This window comes from Brevibacterium sp. HMSC07C04 (assembly GCF_001815905.1).
Classification (GTDB): domain Bacteria; phylum Actinomycetota; class Actinomycetes; order Actinomycetales; family Brevibacteriaceae; genus Brevibacterium.
Window position 1 is genome coordinate 30,799 of record NZ_KV823255.1, and the last position, 16,665, is coordinate 47,463.

Sequence of the window (16,665 nt, forward strand, 5' to 3'; positions counted from 1 at the left end):
CGGGGGCTCGTCAGCGGACGTAACCAAGTGTCGTGAGCTCGAGTCAAAGCTCTCCTTCCTCCTCATGCGTGGAAGTCTGGGCCTGGGTGGGATCAATGAGTTCAAGGCTAGGACCGATCTCGATCACCGAGACACCCTGTAGGCCGTGGAGGGAGGTGATGATCGCGGATGGGTCGAGGATCTCTTCGGCCCTGTAGACGCCATTTGGGATCTGATCGGAGTGGACGAGCGCTGCCACGGTGGAAGTGACGAACGCGGTCACCTGGTACCCGTCTTCGCAGCTGAGGACGACGGTGCGGACGTCGCCGGCATCGGTGGCGGCTTGCATTACGATTCTGTGATACGGAGCCTGGCCCTGCATGTCGTGTGCGACGGCGCTTCGCAGTTGGGCGACGGCGTCGTCGAGGCCGGTATCAGGTATGGGTCCGAGCGTGGCGATGACCTGTTCGGCCTGACCGGCTGGGAAGATGTTGAACCATCGTGCCTTCGGCACCTTGTGCCGGTGACAGATTCGCTCGAGTTCAGCTGGCAGATACGGAAATGCCGATACGCTGCCGGGGAAGAACGGCAGATTGATTTGTCGGGTTGGGCGTAGAGCCGCGGTCCGGCGTTGATGATTGGACCAGTCGGCGAGCGGCTGGCCTATTCCCGCTTCCTCGCTGAGGAGGAAGTCTGCAGCGGCGGCATCGGACAAGGGTGCGATGCCGCCAGCGAGGCAGGAAAGGCGATGGATGGGCTCGTCGAATCGGGTGACGAGCCAGGACGGAATCATAGCGCTGACGCCGGGCAAGAGCCCGGCAGAGACGACCGCTGCCCTCTGTGGGCCGGGGGGCCGTTGGAGACGTGTGTAGACGGGGTCGTCGCCTGCGGGATCGACGTAGTGAGCTCCATTGCTGAGGGCAGCGCGAGCGACGGTGTCGAGGATCCTGTAGGACGGGCCAGCACAGTTGACAACGACCGAACATCTCCGACAGAAGGCGTCGAGGGAGACCGAATCGGTGATGTCTACGTGTGCGACCTCGATGTCGGCATGCGTTGGATGGTTGATTGCTGACCTCCGACGGGCGCTGAGCAGGACCGGGAGACCGGCTGAGTGGAGTCGCTCCGCAACAGCTGCGCCGACCATCCCAGTTGTGCCAATGACGCCGATCATGGTTCGCCCTGCTGATCTCGGTGCTCGATCCATGCCGCCACCGTGTCGACATGGGGCTCGTGCAAGCATGAGAAGTGGTCGCCGGGGATGTCATGGATGGTCAATGACGCGCCGCACAGTTCTCGCCAGAAGGCTGTGGGCTCGTCCACGACACCAGGGAGGAAAGGCACGTCGGAGGCATGGCTCAGGAACTCCACTGGCCCGTCGTAAGGATCCGGGCGCCATTGAACGACACCGGTGATGCTATGGGTGAACACGGTGAGTCCTTGTTCCAACTGCTCGGCTGTGTCTCCGGTCTGTGCGGCCAGTGCCGAGATGCGCTCAGCGCGGGCAGCGGCGAGATAAGATCCGAGCACTGTGTCGAGGCTGCCCTTGGGCACGAGTCCATGCCGGTCGAGCGCCGCCCGTACTTCGTGGCCGACAGCACCAGGATCGGCGGGCAGGCCCACGGAGGTCGGGTCAACGCCGCGTAGACGGGCATACCCGTACTCGACCAGCCCGGGTTCTTCGACCAAGTAGGGAACACGGTGACTGTCGATCACGGTGAGGCGTTGGACATGTGTCCCGCGATGGCGGAGCTCGCGCGCCAGTTCCAGTGCGGTCATGCCACCCATGCAATAGCCGATGAGTTCGACCGGAGGACCTCCCGCCAGTAGTTCTGCGTATTCGCGCGCGAGCCCGGTCACGAGCGTCTCGGTTGAACGCGCGAGGTAGTCATCGAGCCGTGGCGGGGCCAGGCCGAGTAGTGGAGCATCGGAATCGAGTGAAGCGATCAGGGACCGGTACGGCAGCAGGGTCGCGCTTCCGTCATGGACCAGCACCCGTCGACGATCCGACGTGGCGGATGCGCCATGCAATACACGCAGGGTCTGGGGGGAATCAGCACGGCGCAGCTGAGCGGCGAGGTCCATGATCGTCGGCCGTGACATCAGCTCCGGGATCAGTGCCTCCCACGTGATGCCTGAGGCCTCCGGGACCGAGGTCCGCAACTGTTCGGCGAGCCGGGCGATCAGCAGCGAGTCACCGCCGAGGGCGAAGAAGTCGTCATTTCGGCCCACGGTCTCGAGCCCCAGCAACTCCGCCCAGATGGTGGCCAGACGCCGCTCGAGGTCGTCACGCGGTGCAACGCTGGCTCCTATGGCGGCAGGCTGCGAGCGTGGCACACGTGCAGCGAGAGCAGTTCGATCGACCTTCCCGTTCACCGTGAGTGGAAGTGCATCTACCGGGATCAAGCGTGAGGGCACCATCGGTTCGGGCAACCGTTCGGAGAGCCACTCGGCGAGGCCATGATCCTGGATGCCGTCGACGTCGGAGCCGAACCGCACGCAGAATGCGGCCTGCCCGAACTCTTCCATGACCCGATCATCGGGGAGGCAGACCTCAATGGCCCCGCCTGCCCGGCGCAGAACATCTAGCCATTCATCGCGAGTCAGGAAGATGCGATCCTGCCCGTGTCGCGCATCGGCGAAGTCCGGGCGCGTGGTGTCATCAAAGGTCATCAAGAACTCCATCGACATCATCACCGATGTGTTCTCACGCACGGTTTCGATGAACACGAGTCGCCCTCCAGGAGCGAGGAGTGCACGAAGCCGGTCGATGACCACATCGGCCGACGTGGCGTTGTGCAGGACGTTCGCGCACAGGATCACGTCGTATCCGCCCGGTTCGACATCCTGTCCGGCGAGGTCGGCATTGATGTCGAAAAGCCCGTATCGCATTCCCGGAATGTTGGAGAACTGCCGCTGCGCGTCGGTGAGGAAGAACCGCGACAGATCAGTGAACAAGTAGTCGATTCGTGTGCCGGCGAGTGCCGTGACGACGTCAGCGGTCGTCCCTCCGACGCCAGCACCGACTTCGAGTACACGCAGAGTTCCCGTGTGCTGGTCGGCAAGTGTTCTCATCACGGCGGTTACGGCCTGATTGACGTATCTGCTGATGATGTTGTCCTTGTACGCCGCCTCGGCCGTTCCTATGTCGCCGTGCGGGAACAGCAGAGAGAGGGCAGAGTCCTCGCCGCGCACCAGATCGGCTAGCCTCTGTGCACACGAACGCAAGAACGTGATGAGCTCGGCACCATCGTCCAAGCCTTGATGCGCCTGCTCCACTGAGTCCCACGCATCCTGGACATCCTGGCCTGTCACAGGGGTCAATTTGGTCCAGTCGCCCTCGGGCGTGCGGGTGACGAGGCCATCGGCAGCGAGTGCCCGTAGCCAACGCCTCACCACCCGTCGGTTGGCAGGGGTAGCTCCGGACTGCGTGAGCAGCCCTTCCGTGCTGTACGCGGCCACCGGATCGGAGAACAGGCCGAGTTCACGAAGGGCGCAGGCCATGGACAGTCGAGCTGCCCGGTCCATCTGGTCCGCGAACTCTGCCAGCCGATCCGGGTCGGTTCCGGTCAGGATGCCAGCAGCGGCGTTCTTCGCGTCGGCTCCGAGCTGTTGATCGGGTACAGCAATTTCGCGCAGGTGGTCGCGAGTGTAGAATCCGACCAGCCGACGTTCCAGTGAGCGGTCGCCGTCGACGATGACCGCAGCGGCAGTGACCGGTGGGAAGGCTTGCATCGCCGTCTCCACTTCGGCCAGTTCGATCCGGTGTCCTCGAATCTTGACCTGTTGATCTTCGCGGCCGAGGAACTCGATGATCCCGCCGGGTAGATACCGTCCGATATCGCCGGTGCGGTACATGCGAGTCCCGGACAGCGGATCGGTGACAAACCGGGCAGCGGTCAGGTCGGGGTCACGGAAATAGCCGGTGGCAAGGGCGTCCCCGCCGATCCACAACTCACCGGGTACCCAATCGGGCTGATCATGGCCGTGTTCGTCACGGACGGCGAAGCTGTGGGCCAGCAGCGGCACTCCGTACGGAATACTGCGCCAGTGCGGCGGAACCTCGGCTATGGGATGGAATATCGACCAGATGGATGCCTCGGTTGCCCCGCCCAGGCTCACCTGATGTGCCTGTGGCAACACCTCGGAGAGCTCGCCGGGCAAGGAAGTGGGTATCCAGTCTCCGCTCATCATGATCAAGCGCACCGATTCGAGACGCGCACGCCCGCTTTCTGGCTGCGAGCGCAGGTACTGGACGAGCATCTGAGGCTGAGCCGGAACACTATTGACCACCGACACAGCGTGGTCATCGATGAGCTGGGCCCAGCGGGCGGGGTCGCCGCGCCGGTGCGGCTCCGGCAACACGACCGCGGCCCCTGCTGCAAAGGTGCCGAAGATATCGAACACGGACAGGTCGAAGCTCAATCCGGAGAGGCCGAGCACCCGGTCTTGATGGTGTAGCTGGAATCGGTCGACTATGTCGTCGAGCGTGGCCCGAACTGCGCGATGGGACACCGCGACGCCTTTCGGACGGCCCGTTGACCCTGATGTGTAGATCACATACGCGAGCTCGTCCGGGCCGGTGTTGCGTGCCGGGACCGAGGCGGCCATGTCCGGGGCAGGGATGTGGTCGATGGGGACCACAGTGAGGGCATCGGGCCATGTGTGAGGGCCGGCGCCGTCCGTGAGCAGCACGTCGACGCCGGCATCGTCGAGAATGCTCGTCTGCCGTGTAGCCGGCTGTCGTGGATCGAGAGGCAGGTAGGGTCGTCCGGCCAGCAGTACGGCGATCACGGCCGCGATCTGTGCGGCGCCCTTGTCGAGCGCCACTGCTACTGGAACCGGCGAGTCGTGGTCTGGGATAAGGGTTGCCAGTTGGGCGGCGGCGCTGACGAGTTCCTGGTACGTCAGGGTTGTATCCGGCGCAATGATCGCCGGTGCGTCCGGGGTGCGGTGCGCGGCGGCGAGGAGTGGACTATGTACGAGCCCGGCGTCCGGTCCGGGAGCTGCGGGTGTGGTGACGCGGTTGAGGTTTTCCCGGGTGCGTAGCTGGGATTCCGGCACCGGTATGGGGCAATGCAGTTCCCATGTTTGGAGTGAAGCGGGGTTCCGTTCACTGGGTGCCTCGGTGGACGCGGGCCGGCCGGCGAGGACGTGGAGAAGCGACTCAAACCCGGCGAACATGTCCTCGATGACGCCCGCTGGATAGACGCCGTCGCGGACATCCCAATTGACGACGAGGCCACCGCGGTCCTCGAGCACCTGGCAGTCCAAGTGAACCTGTGGAGTCTGGCTGATGCCGTAGCGGGAGGTCGCTTCCGTCATGAGACCGTCTGCAGTGCCCTCGGTGCGACCTGTGTCTGACTCGGTTGTGCGGGTGAGCCCGAGTGCGCTGGTGAACACGACGGGCATGAGCGCGGTCTCGGACCCGTGACGGCGACCGAGTTCACGCAGGACCTCGATGCCCGAGAACATTCGATGGTCGAGGTCGTCGGCGAGCTGATTCTGCACGGCCATGGCCCGCTCGACGTAGGTCGCAGCCGAATGATCCACGGCCAAGGGGATCACAGAGGTGAAATCGCCTACGACAGCATCGATATCAGGATGTAGGGGCAGGCGCCCCTGCAAGGTGACATTGAGGGAGAACCGGTCGTGTCGTGACCAGCGCCCGATCACTTCGGCGTAGGCGGACAGCAGTGTTCCCGAGGGAGTGAGCCCGTGGTTGCGGCCGGCTTCTCGCAGTGCAGCCCATGACTGCGGTGACAACCGCAGCGTTCGACGGGTGAAGCGAGGCTGGGAGTCCTCGACCGGGGCGGGGCCGGCGACGGGTGCGCCATCTCCAGCCGCGGGCAATTCCGGGGCCGAGGGGAGGGTATCGATGCGGTTGAGCCAGTAACTGCGGTCGCGCCTCCACTCTGGATGCTGAGGCAGTTGGCGATGAGCCAACACATAGTCGCGGAACGTGATTCTCGGCTCATCGGTGTCGACCCCGGAATAGCTTCGGTCGAGATCAGCCAGGAGCAGTTGGATGCTGACGAAGTCGGCGATGAGCATGTCGATCGACAGATGCAGGATGTCTTGATCCGGCAGCCTTGTGATCCGGAGTGTGAATAGGGGCCATTCATGCGTGACGTACACGGTGTGATCGATTTCGGCGCGCGTTCGCGTCAGATGCGACTGGCGCGCTTCCCGATCAGCGCCACGTAGGTCCGTGACCGCAATTCTGTAGCGCGGTACCTCTGGCAGCACACGCTGTTCGCCACGCTGCAAGATGACTGCACGCAGCATCGGGTGCCGATCGATGACTGCCTGCCATGCGCGTTCGAGGCGGTCCACGTCCAGGGAGCGGAAAGAGATCTCCATGTAGCTGTGGCCCCCCACCCCACCGAGCCTGTTCCCACGCACCCGCCCGAGCAGATATGCGGCCTGCACGTCGGTCAAGGGGAAGGGCGCATGACAGGCGTCCGGCTCGGGGATGGCCTCGGGCAATGCCTGCTGGCGCAACAGCTGAATGATCTCGTCACGTCGTGCGGAAACTTGCTCGCGTCGTTCCTGGCTCATGACACCGCGGGGCCCGCGGAACCGGAGCTTGTCGCCGTCAAGCCAGAGATGCACCCCGGCATGTTCAAGTTCGGTAATCAGTGCGTTGGCGTTCACAGCTCTCCTTCCTCGAAATCCTCAGTCCCGGCCTGCATCTGCCCACCATGTGGTCCCATCCCGGTCGCAGCCACCGCGGCGATCGTTGGGTCAGCGAAGAATTCGCGAAGGCTCAGTTCGATCCCCACCTCAGCGCGCACTCGGGCAACCATGCGGGTAGCGACGAGAGAATCGCCGCCCAGACCGAAGAAGTCAGCAACACGATCGATCCCGGTCGACCCGAGGAGCTCCTCCCAGATCCGGGCAACAGCCGACTCGACGCCGGGGCGGGGCTTGCCGGCCTCGGCGACTGGGGAACTCTCGCCTCGTATCGAGACGGGCCCCTGTGGAGACGATGCTGGTTGGGCGAGGTGGGACGCGGATGCTGCCGGTAGGCCTGGACGGGAGTCGGCCCAACCCGGATCGGCGATCGCTGAGACGAGCCGGGCATATTCGTCGAACATGGACTCGATGGTTTCGGCCGCAATCAACCCTTCTACGGCATCCCACTGGATAACCAGCTCTCCGTCGGGAGTCTGCGAAACCTGATGGTCGAGCCAGATTTGCGGGGTTTGCGAGATGCCCCAGATCCGGTCAGGAAAGCCAGGCCCCGGATCGAGGGACATCGCCGTACCCAGCCCGAGACCACTGGTGAAGACCACTGGGGCACCGGCCACGGCACCGCGTCGGCGGGCCATTTCGCGCTGCACCCAGATTGCTGAGACCGAGCGATGCTCTAGGTCGGAGGCCAGCTGATCGCGGAGGCGAATAGCCCGTACGCCGCGCGTGTCATCCGGGCTGGTTCTGATCTCGACGAGGAGCAGCGAGGTGAAGTCACCGAGGATGCGATCGATGTGCGGGTGAACTTCCTGCCGGTCGAACAGCGTCACGTTCACGCTGAACTCTGAACTGGTGCTCCATCGGCCGAGCACTTCCGCGTAGCTGGACAACAGGACCACCGCTGGGGTGAGCCCCAACTGGCGGGCGTTCTGCAGGGCCGACTTCCAGGTCTCCGCGGGGATCCGGCGCTGCCAGCGCCGGAAACGGGGTTGCGTCACTGTGTCGGGGTCGACCAGTGTTGGCAACTGCGGTCCTGGCGGGATGCTGTCCAGACGTTCCTGCCAGTACTCTCGATCGGCGCGCAGTTGTGTGTCCGATGGTTCAACCTGAACGCGGTAGTCGCGGAACGTCAGTTCCCTCTCGGGCAGTGAGGCACCGGGATCGCGGTAGAGTTCTTCGAGCTCGGAGAAGACGATCATCATCGACAGGCCGTCGAGGATGATGTTGTCCAGTCCTATGCCGACCCGTGTGCGCTGCTGACCGAGCTGATGGTAGGTGACCGCTTCGACCGTGAACAGCGGCCACCTGCCGGGGTCGAGCACGCGATGCGAGAGGCGATCGCGCAGTGTGTCCAGTTCCTGGTTCACGGCCTCGGGTGTAGTGGTGGCGTCCAGTTGCGTGTGTGGCACATGCAGAACCGTCTGGTCAGATGGCAGAAACTGTTGTCGGCCGTCGGGCGTGAACACGCTACGCAACTCGGCATGGCGGCGCACGAGAGTGTTCCACGCCTGCTCGAGGCGGCTGATGTCCACCTCGGCGCCGTCGAACTCGCTGTAGTAGTAGGCACCGACTCCGCCCAGGGCGAGGTCGCTATGACGGCCGACCCAGTACGCGCGTTGCACGTCGGTGGCCTCGAACGGCTCGGTCATCTCCGCCGGGTTCGGCACGACTCGCCGCCGTCGATCCTGACGTGGGGTCCGCGTAGCGAGGCCGATGTAGAAGTCCTCGAGCACGGGGCGGGTGAAGATATCGGCGACCTGCACTCCTGTCGCCCCGGCATCGAGCAGGCGTCCGATCAACCTGGTGGCCAGGAGGGAGTCGCCCCCGAGGGCAAAGAAGCTGTCGTGAGCGTTGACCTCAGCGACAGCGAGCACGTCAGCCCATATCGCGCCGACCTGGTCTTGTGAGAGGGCAGCATCCCCGTTCGGGGACGCGTCGATGGCCGCGACTTCCTCTGGGGTCGTGAGGCCGGGAGCGGATTCAGCCGTGCGGGTCCTGACGGCAGACAGGTCGGCGTTCGGAAGTTGTTCCAACAGGCGCCGATACTCTTCGAACATGTCGTCCAGGAGTCCGGGGGCGAACAGGTCTTCAACGGCATCCCAGTGATAGAGCAAGGCTCCGGATTGTTCCATGACCTGATGGTCGAGCCACACCTGTGGGGTCTGGGATGCGCCGCCGACGAATGTGGGAAATGGTGGACGGAGCCGGTCGAGAACGTGATCGGACAGGCCCAGCGTGCTGGTGAAGACGACCGGCATCGCGGCCTCGGTCGGGCTGGTTCTTCGGGCCAGCTCTCGCTGGACCCACAACGCCGAGACACCCCGGTGATCGAGGTCTGAGGCGAGCTGGCGTTGCAGCCGTTGTGCCGCATCGGCGAGGCTCTCCTCAGCGGTCGGGCGATGCTCCAAGAGCGTGAGACTCGTGAAATCCCCGAGCACGCGGTCGATGTGCGGATGAACGCGGGAACGGTCGAACAGGGTCAGATTGAGCGTAAGCTCGGGCCGCGCGCTGAACGCAGAGAGCACATGCGAATAGCAGGCCAAGAGCACCGAGGATGGCGTCACGCCGGCCTGCCGGCACCACTGCTTGACCTGGGTCCACTGCTCGGCCTCCAACCGTCCGGCACGCCGTTGGAAGACGGGCGTGTCGATCTGTGCCGGATCGACGGCAACCGGTAGGTGCGGGGCCTGTGGCAGGCTCTCCAGCCGGTCCGTCCAGTACGAGACGGATGCTTCTCGGTCTGCCGGGGAAGTGCCCGCTGCGAGGACGTAGTCACGGAAAGACACGTCAAGCTCGGGAAGCGACGTCTCCGGGTCGAGGTAGCACGCGGCGAGTTCTGTGAGGAGAAGTTGGACGCTGAACCCGTCCAGCAGCAGATAGTCGACCGCGATTCCCACACGCACTCCGTCGGGATGACGGATGAGCGCGGTCGCGAACGTCGGCCACGTCGACAGATCGAACGAGGAACGTGCAAGCAGCTCGTGGAGCCTGGCCGAGGCCGACTGCTCATCGTCGGCGTGGCCGATGGTCACCGGTGGAGCCGGTAGATCCTCTGGTGGGAGGATGCGCTGCTGTTCACCCTCGACGATCACCCGAAGCATGTCGTGTCGGTCGATCATGCGACGCCAGGCCTGCTGCCAGCGGTCGATGTCCACGCTCTCGGCGCTCAGTTCCAGATAGTAGGTCGTGCCGATGTTGCCCAGCGGCATCCCCGGAGCACGGCCCCGCAGATAGGCCAGCTGCACGTCGGTGAGCGGGAAAGGTTCGTGCCGCTGGGCCAGACCCGGTGCCAGCTGCAACGGGAGAGCATCTGAGACGGCCGGGCGTAGGCGCTCGGCGAAGTCGGCGAGCACCGGATGCTCGAAGAGCGCTCCGACTCCGACACCGCCGAGTGCCCTGCCCGTGCTCGGCGCGTCTCGTAGCCGAGCCACGACCCGGGTAGCGGCGAGGCTGTCGCCACCCAGGGCGAAGAAACTGTCAGATGGTGCGGGCAAGGTCGGCAGGCTGAGAACCTCCGCCCATACCGCGGCCACCTTGTCCACACGCTCGTCGGACCGACTGCTTGACTCGGGCGATGCCGGTGTCTCGGGTTCCGCGTTCGTGATCGCAAAGATCTTGGTGGCAACTGCTTCTCGGTCGAGTTTGCCATTGCCAGTCAGCGGGATGGCCGGAAGCTCGACGACAACGTCTGGGCGCATGGTGGGCGCGAGGAGACCCGCAGCATGCCGAGCGATCGCGTCCAGGTCGAGGCCGCCATCCGCGTCTCGCTCGTCATCGGCCGAGGGGGCAACAACCGCGGCGGCAATCCGGTCAGCTGTGCCCCGCAGCACCACGGCGGCGGCGCTGACAACATCGGGGTGGTCCCGCAAGGCCGCCTCGATCTCGCCGAGTTCGATACGATGCCCGCGCACCTTGACCTGGCCGTCGTCACGTCCGAGGAACTCGAGCAATCCCGCCGGCCGGTACCGGCCGAGGTCACCGGTCCGGTACCAGCGGTGGCCTCCCACGACAGGGAAGCGTTCTCGTGTTCGCTGCGGATCCCCGAAGTACCCGTCGGCAAGGCTGTCGCCTCCGATCCACAGTTCGCCGGGCACCCAGTCCGGACAGTCCCGTCCAACACCATCGACCACCCGGAACGTTTGCCCGCCGAGCGGAGTTCCGTAGGGCACGCTCGCCCATCCGGCGATGCCGTCGGCGACCGGGTAGAAGTTCGACCAGATACCTGCTTCGGTCGCGCCGCCCATCGCGATCAGCCGTGCGCTTGGGGCAGAGTGTGCGAGGCGATCGGCCAGGTCGAGTGGCACCCAATCCCCGGACACGAAAGCGATCCGCAGACTTGAGCTGGTGTCTGGGTGCCATGCCGCTGCGGTGACGTACATGTCGAGCAGCTGGGGCACGGTGTTCCAGACGGTCACGCCGTGGTGACGGACGAGGTCGTGCCATTCGTCAGGGTCACGCCGCTGGTGCTCCAGCGCGCAGATCACCTCCCCGCCAGCGGCGAGAAGCCCGAAGATGTCATACACCGACAGATCGAATTCGAGCGCAGAGATCGACAGAACTCGATCAGCCTTTGTGATCCCGAACCGCGCGTTGATGTCGGCGATCGTGTTCCAGGCGGCTCGATGGCTCATCTGCACGCCTTTGGGTTCGCCGGTGGAGCCCGAGGTGAAGATCGTGTATGCCGTCTCCGAAGCCTCTGTCGGGGCAGGTTCGGGGAGCGGGTCGAGGTCGTTCAGGTCGGGCAGGCTGTTGAGGACCAACCGAGGCTGCACGGTTCGCGTGATGCGCTCGATCCTGGCGGTGGGCTGATCGACTCCGATCGGTATGTAGCTGGCGCCGGTGGCGAGCGTTCCGAGCACCGCGATGACCTGGTCTGGGCCCTTCGGCATGCTCACGGCAACGGCGTCGCCGCGTCTCACTCCGTTCTGCTGAAGATGCCGGGCCAGGCGAAGCGCCCGCTCGGCGAGCTGACCGTAGGTGAGAGATCCCGACTCGGATGCGCCAGGCAGTCCCCAGCGCAACGCGACAGCCGCTGGTTGCTTGGCTGCCCTGGCGAAGAACTCGACATGCAAGGCATTCGCCTGTGGCGCGAGGCTGGGCACGGCATTGACGCGAGCACGGCTGTCCTGTTGCGCCGCTGGCAGTGCGACGTCTGCGGGGATCGCGTCAACGTCTGCGGAGTCGATGAACGCGTCCACGAGACCGAGGTAGGCCTCGAACATCGCCGAGACGAGTCCCTCCGGAAAGAGTCCTTCTACCGAGTCCCAGCTGAGTAGCAAGTCCCCAGCCTGCTCAACTACCTGATGATCGAGCCACACCTGCGAGGTCTGTGATGCGCCGTCGGCGTACGCTGGGAACCCGCCTGGCGCATCGTCGAGGAGCCCGCCGCCAATGCCGAGGGTGCTGGTGAACACGACCGGAAAGATGGCCTGGGTGATCCCCTCAGTCAGCGCGATCCGCTGTTGCACTTCCACTGCCGAGACACTGCGATGCTCAAGTGCCCGGGCGAGTTCATCCTGCACCTGACGCGCGAGGTTCACGAGATCGTCCTGCCCATCAGGACGATGTGCGAGCAGCAGCAGCGAACTGAAGTCGCCGATGACGGAATCGACATCGTCGTGCACGGGCTGGCGGTCGAACAAGGTGAGGTTCAGCGTCAGCTCCGGGCGGGCGCTCCACCGCGACAGCGTCTGTGCGTAGCACGTCAGGAGGAGCGCTGAAGGTGTGAGCCCGACCAAGGCCGCTCGTTCCCGCAGGAGCCGATAACGTGCACGGGGCACCCGGTGGGCGACGCGCGCAAAGCGGGGCCGCCCGAGGGCCGCAGGGGCCGAGGCCAGCGGCAGTAGAGGAGCTGGCGGCAATTCGGGACCCACACGGTCCCAGTACGCCTCAGCGCGGGCCTTGTCATCCGGATCGACGGCGACTCCGGTGAGATAGTCACGGAAGGTGAGACCCAACGGCGGCAGGTCGAAGTCAGGATCGTCGTACAGATGTGCCAGTTCAGACAGAAGTGTCTTCACACTGCGCCCATCGAACACGATCGGATCCACGACGATCCCGACCCTGACACGTGCAGACGGTCCGTACTCGACGGCCATGGCAGCATAGGGCGGCTCACTGGCCAGATCGAACGACCGCCGCCGCAAGGGTTCCAGCAGCGTTCGTGCGGCTTCAAGAGTGGGTGCGGTCAGTCGGGGAAGCTCGGTCACGGTCATCTGTTCGACCACTTGCTGGCGTCCGTCCCGAACCGTGACTCGCAGCATGTCGTGGCGCTCTGCCAGGCGCCGCCACGCGTTCTCCCAGCGCTCATGATCGAGACGGTCACCATCGAGCTCGAGATAGAAGTTCGCGCCGATTCCGCCCAGGACGAGCGTCTCGTCACGCCCGACGAGGTAGGCATGTTGCACGGGTGTCAACGCGAAGCGCTCGAAGCGGGCCTCAGGGTGGGCGCGAAGTACCGCGTTCTCAGAGCGCGGCCCGGCCTGCGTCGTGCGAAGAGTAGATGCGAACCCTCTCACCGTGCGGCCCCGCATCAGGCCGGATATGGTGCATTCAGCGATCGCTACGCCTCCCGGCAACGTGCAGGTGCGCAGTCGGGCCACAGAACGGGTCGCGGTGAGGCTGTCACCGCCGAGTCGGAAGAAGTCATCATCTCGTCCCGACACAGTGATACCCAACAGCTCGGACCACACCTGTGCGATTGCCTCCTCCACCGGCCCCTGCGGTGGTTCGCCGTCGACGTCCGCTGAAAGAGCGGCCTCCTGCAGGAGAGCGGCCACCCGCTGACGGTCCACTTTGCCGTTGCTGTTCAATGGCAGGCTGGTCACGCTCACGATGAGTTCCGGCACCATCGCCTCAGGGAGATACCTCCTGGCCCGTTCGCGAATGGCCGCGTCAAGGTCCGGCGCATGGTTTTCAGGGTCATCGACGACGGCAAGCACGCGGATCCGCGGTCTCTTCTCCGCGTCGATGACGGTCGCGACTGCCCGCCGAACGCCGGGATACTGCTCAACCGCGGATTCGACCTCGCCGAGGTCAATGCGATTACCGGCGATCTTGACTTGGAAGTCTGTACGCCCGAGAATCTCCAACTCGCCGCTGTCTCGCCAGCGCACGAGGTCACCGGTCCGATACCAGCGGTGCCCGTCCCGCTCAACGAACTTCTGCGCAGTCAGCTCGTCGTTGTCGCGGTAGCGGCCGTGGACACCCGCCCCGCCGATCCAGAGCTCGCCCGCGGCCCAGTCTGGGCGATCACGCTCCTGTCCATCGACGACCCGCACTTTCTGATTGCGCATCGGATGCCCATATGGAATCGACCGCCACAAAGGATCGATGTCGTTGACGTCGAAGAGTACCGACTGGATCGATGCTTCGGTCGCGCCTCCGAGCACAACGCACCGACAGCCGGGGGCCAAACGCGCCAGTCGGCGGGGAAGATCCAACGCCACCCAGTCACCACCCAACATCACCAGCCGCAAGCGGGCGACCAGTCGGGCGGCGGGCGGGGACGACTCGGCGACCGTGAGCAGCATATCGAGGAGCACGGGCACGGTGTTCCAGACGGTGATCGGCGTGTCGGTCATCAGCTGCATCCACGCATCAGGGTCGGCGCGGCGGGCCTCATCTGGGAGGACGACGGTTCCACGGACGCTGAGCAATCCGAAGATGTCGACGACAGACAGGTCGAATTTCAACGCGGACACGGCAAGCACAGCATCGGTGGGGCCGACCCCATAGCGGTCATTGAGATCCTCGATGGTGTTGCTTGCCCCACGATGGGTGATCTCCACTCCCTTCGGAGTGCCTGTAGAACCGGAGGTGAACAGCACATAGGCTGGCCCATCGGGATCAGAACGACGGGCTGCCGACAGCGGGGTGGCTTCCAGAGCATCAGCGATTCGTACGATGGCCGGGCTACCGGGCAGATCCTCTGGAAGATGGGCGTTGGCGTCGGTGATGACGGCTACCATCGGAGTGGCGCGGTATATCGCCGTCTGTCGGGCAGGCGGCTCATCGACGCCGATCGGTACATAGGCGCCGCCGGCGGCGAGCACACCGAGAACGGCTGCCACTTGTGCGGGACCCTTCGGCAGGTTCACTGCGACCAGGTCGCCGGCTCTGATCCCGGAGGCGTCCAAAGCACCGGCCACACGCAGGGCCTGCTCACACAGACCGCCATAGCTGAGGGAGGCTGGCCCCTCGGCGGTTTCCCATGCAAGCGCAGTCGCCTCAGGACACTCGGCGGCCACCCGGAAGAAGGGCTCGTGCAGGATGTTGGCCCGTTGCGGTGCGCCGGTGTCGTTGACAGCGGAATGCCGGGCTGCCTGCGCAGGGGGCCGTAGGTCGTCAATGGGGCGTTGCCAGGCGGCGTCGTCTGCGACGAGCTGGGACAGCACATCCCGGTACGCACCGAACATCGACTCAGCCACACCGGGGGCGAAGAAGCCCTCACGGACGTCCCAGTTCACCAGGTAGCCACCATCGAGTTCCGTGGCCTGCGCGTCGAGCCATACCTGCGGCCCCTGTGAAACGAGCCAGACCGGATCACCGAAGACCTCCCGCACGTTCGGTGCGAACAGTTCTCCCAGGTTGAGCGCACTCGTGTACACGACGGGCGCCAAGACTCGTTCTCCTCCGGCGAGGCGGGACAGATCGCGCAGCACTTCGATGCCGGGATAGGCGCGGTGATCGATCGCCGCTCGCAACTCCTGTTGTAGACGAACAGCTCTTTCGGCAAACGGCATACGGTCCGTGACGTCCGCGGCCAACAGCACTGAGCTGCTGAAATCTCCGACCAACTGTGGCACCTGGGCGTGTAACTCTGCGCGGTCGAAAAGTGGCAGGTTGAGCAGGAACTGCGGATCGGTGGCCCACCCGCCGATGGCCTCGGCAAAGGCAGTCGCCAATGCCATTGCCGGCGTCACGCCGTGCTTTCGCGCGGCGTGTTCCAGTCGTTGGCGCTCCGCTGGATTCAACCAGTGGTGCAACCGCTGCACGCGCGTCGACGTCCGCCCGGGTGCCTGCCTCAGGCGCGGCAGGTCAGGAGCACCAGGCAGTGTGCGCAACCGTGCCTGCCACCAGTCGCGAGCTTCGGCATACTCCCGTGTGTGAGTCTCGGACTGTTCCGCCTGACGGCGGTCAGCAAGATACTGAGGGAAGCTGTACGTCAGGCTCGGCAGCACGGAGTCCGGGTCGCGATAGTAGGTAGCGAGATCGGCCATGAGGACCCTGAAGCTGGCTGCATCGGCGGCAATCATGTCGAGATTGATGTGCAATCGCGTTCTGGTCTCACTCATCAGCGACACCGCGACATCGAATACTTGTCCGGAGGCGATATCGAGTTGTCGATGTGAGGCCTCGTGACGAACACGTTCTAACGCGGCGGCCTGCTCCGCGTCATCGAGGTCACGTAGATCATGAATGGTGAGGCCCGGCCACGCCGGCTGCGGGAGAATACGCTGCCGCCCGTCGTCGCCGATCGCGACTCGGAGCATCCCATGGCGTTCTAAGATCAGCCGCACGGCTCTGTCGAGTTGGCCCGTGTCGATGCCGGGGGCATCGAACTCGTTGTACAGATGTGTTGCCACACCTCCGAACTCCATGTCCGCGTCTCGTCCGGCCCAATATGCATGCTGCATGAGCGCGAGGTCGAACGGCTCGCCAGGACTCACTGGTGGGGCCGGGTCCACAGCCTCGGGCTCGGTGCGCGGGGCATCGAGCAGTCGCCGCCAGGCGCCGAAAGTTGGGCGTTCCGCGAGCTGTTCGAAGGTGGCCGATATTCCGAGTCGGCGGGCTTGGTTGATGACGGACATCATCCCGAGCGAGTCGAGGCCGAGCTTCAACGGCTCGGCGTCATCGCTGAGGGCTCTGACATCGCAGCCGAGCCGCGCGGCAATCAATTCCGCGATGATGTCCGACGGACGCGCGTCGGCGTCGGACGATGACCCTAAGGGGACAGCTCGATCAACGTTGGACGACATGGATCTCCTT

3 protein-coding genes are annotated in these 16,665 nt (G+C 64.8%); all 3 read right to left on the reverse strand.

Going from position 1 to position 16,665, the window contains the following annotated elements; genetic code table 11:
• Positions 1 to 43: 43 nt before the first annotated feature.
• From HMPREF3162_RS05170 to HMPREF3162_RS05180, 3 genes are read right to left on the reverse strand one after another with little or no spacing between them, the layout of a single operon-like run.
• Positions 44 to 1,153 carry an NAD-dependent epimerase/dehydratase family protein gene (locus tag HMPREF3162_RS05170; RefSeq protein ID WP_070574232.1) on the reverse strand — a complete coding sequence of 370 codons (1,110 nt, stop codon included), beginning with the start codon at positions 1,151 to 1,153 and terminating at the stop codon, positions 44 to 46.
• Positions 1,150 to 6,636, reverse strand: a complete 5,487-nt coding sequence (locus tag HMPREF3162_RS05175; protein WP_070777124.1) for a non-ribosomal peptide synthetase — start codon at positions 6,634 to 6,636, stop codon at positions 1,150 to 1,152. Before HMPREF3162_RS05175 ends, HMPREF3162_RS05170 begins: the two co-directional genes overlap by 4 nt.
• Complete coding sequence (locus HMPREF3162_RS05180; protein ID WP_070777125.1) at positions 6,633 to 16,655, reverse strand: non-ribosomal peptide synthetase; 10,023 nt, start codon at positions 16,653 to 16,655, stop codon at positions 6,633 to 6,635. The genes HMPREF3162_RS05175 and HMPREF3162_RS05180 overlap by 4 nt, the downstream gene beginning before the upstream one ends.
• Positions 16,656 to 16,665 lie beyond the last annotated feature (10 nt).

Excerpts from the sequence above, each read along its gene's own strand:
- HMPREF3162_RS05180 (WP_070777125.1), bottom strand. The coding sequence starts at position 16,655 with ATGTCGTCCAACGTTGATCGAGCTGTCCCCTTAGGGTCATCGTCCGAC.
- HMPREF3162_RS05170 (WP_070574232.1), bottom strand. The coding sequence starts at position 1,153 with ATGATCGGCGTCATTGGCACAACTGGGATGGTCGGCGCAGCTGTTGCG.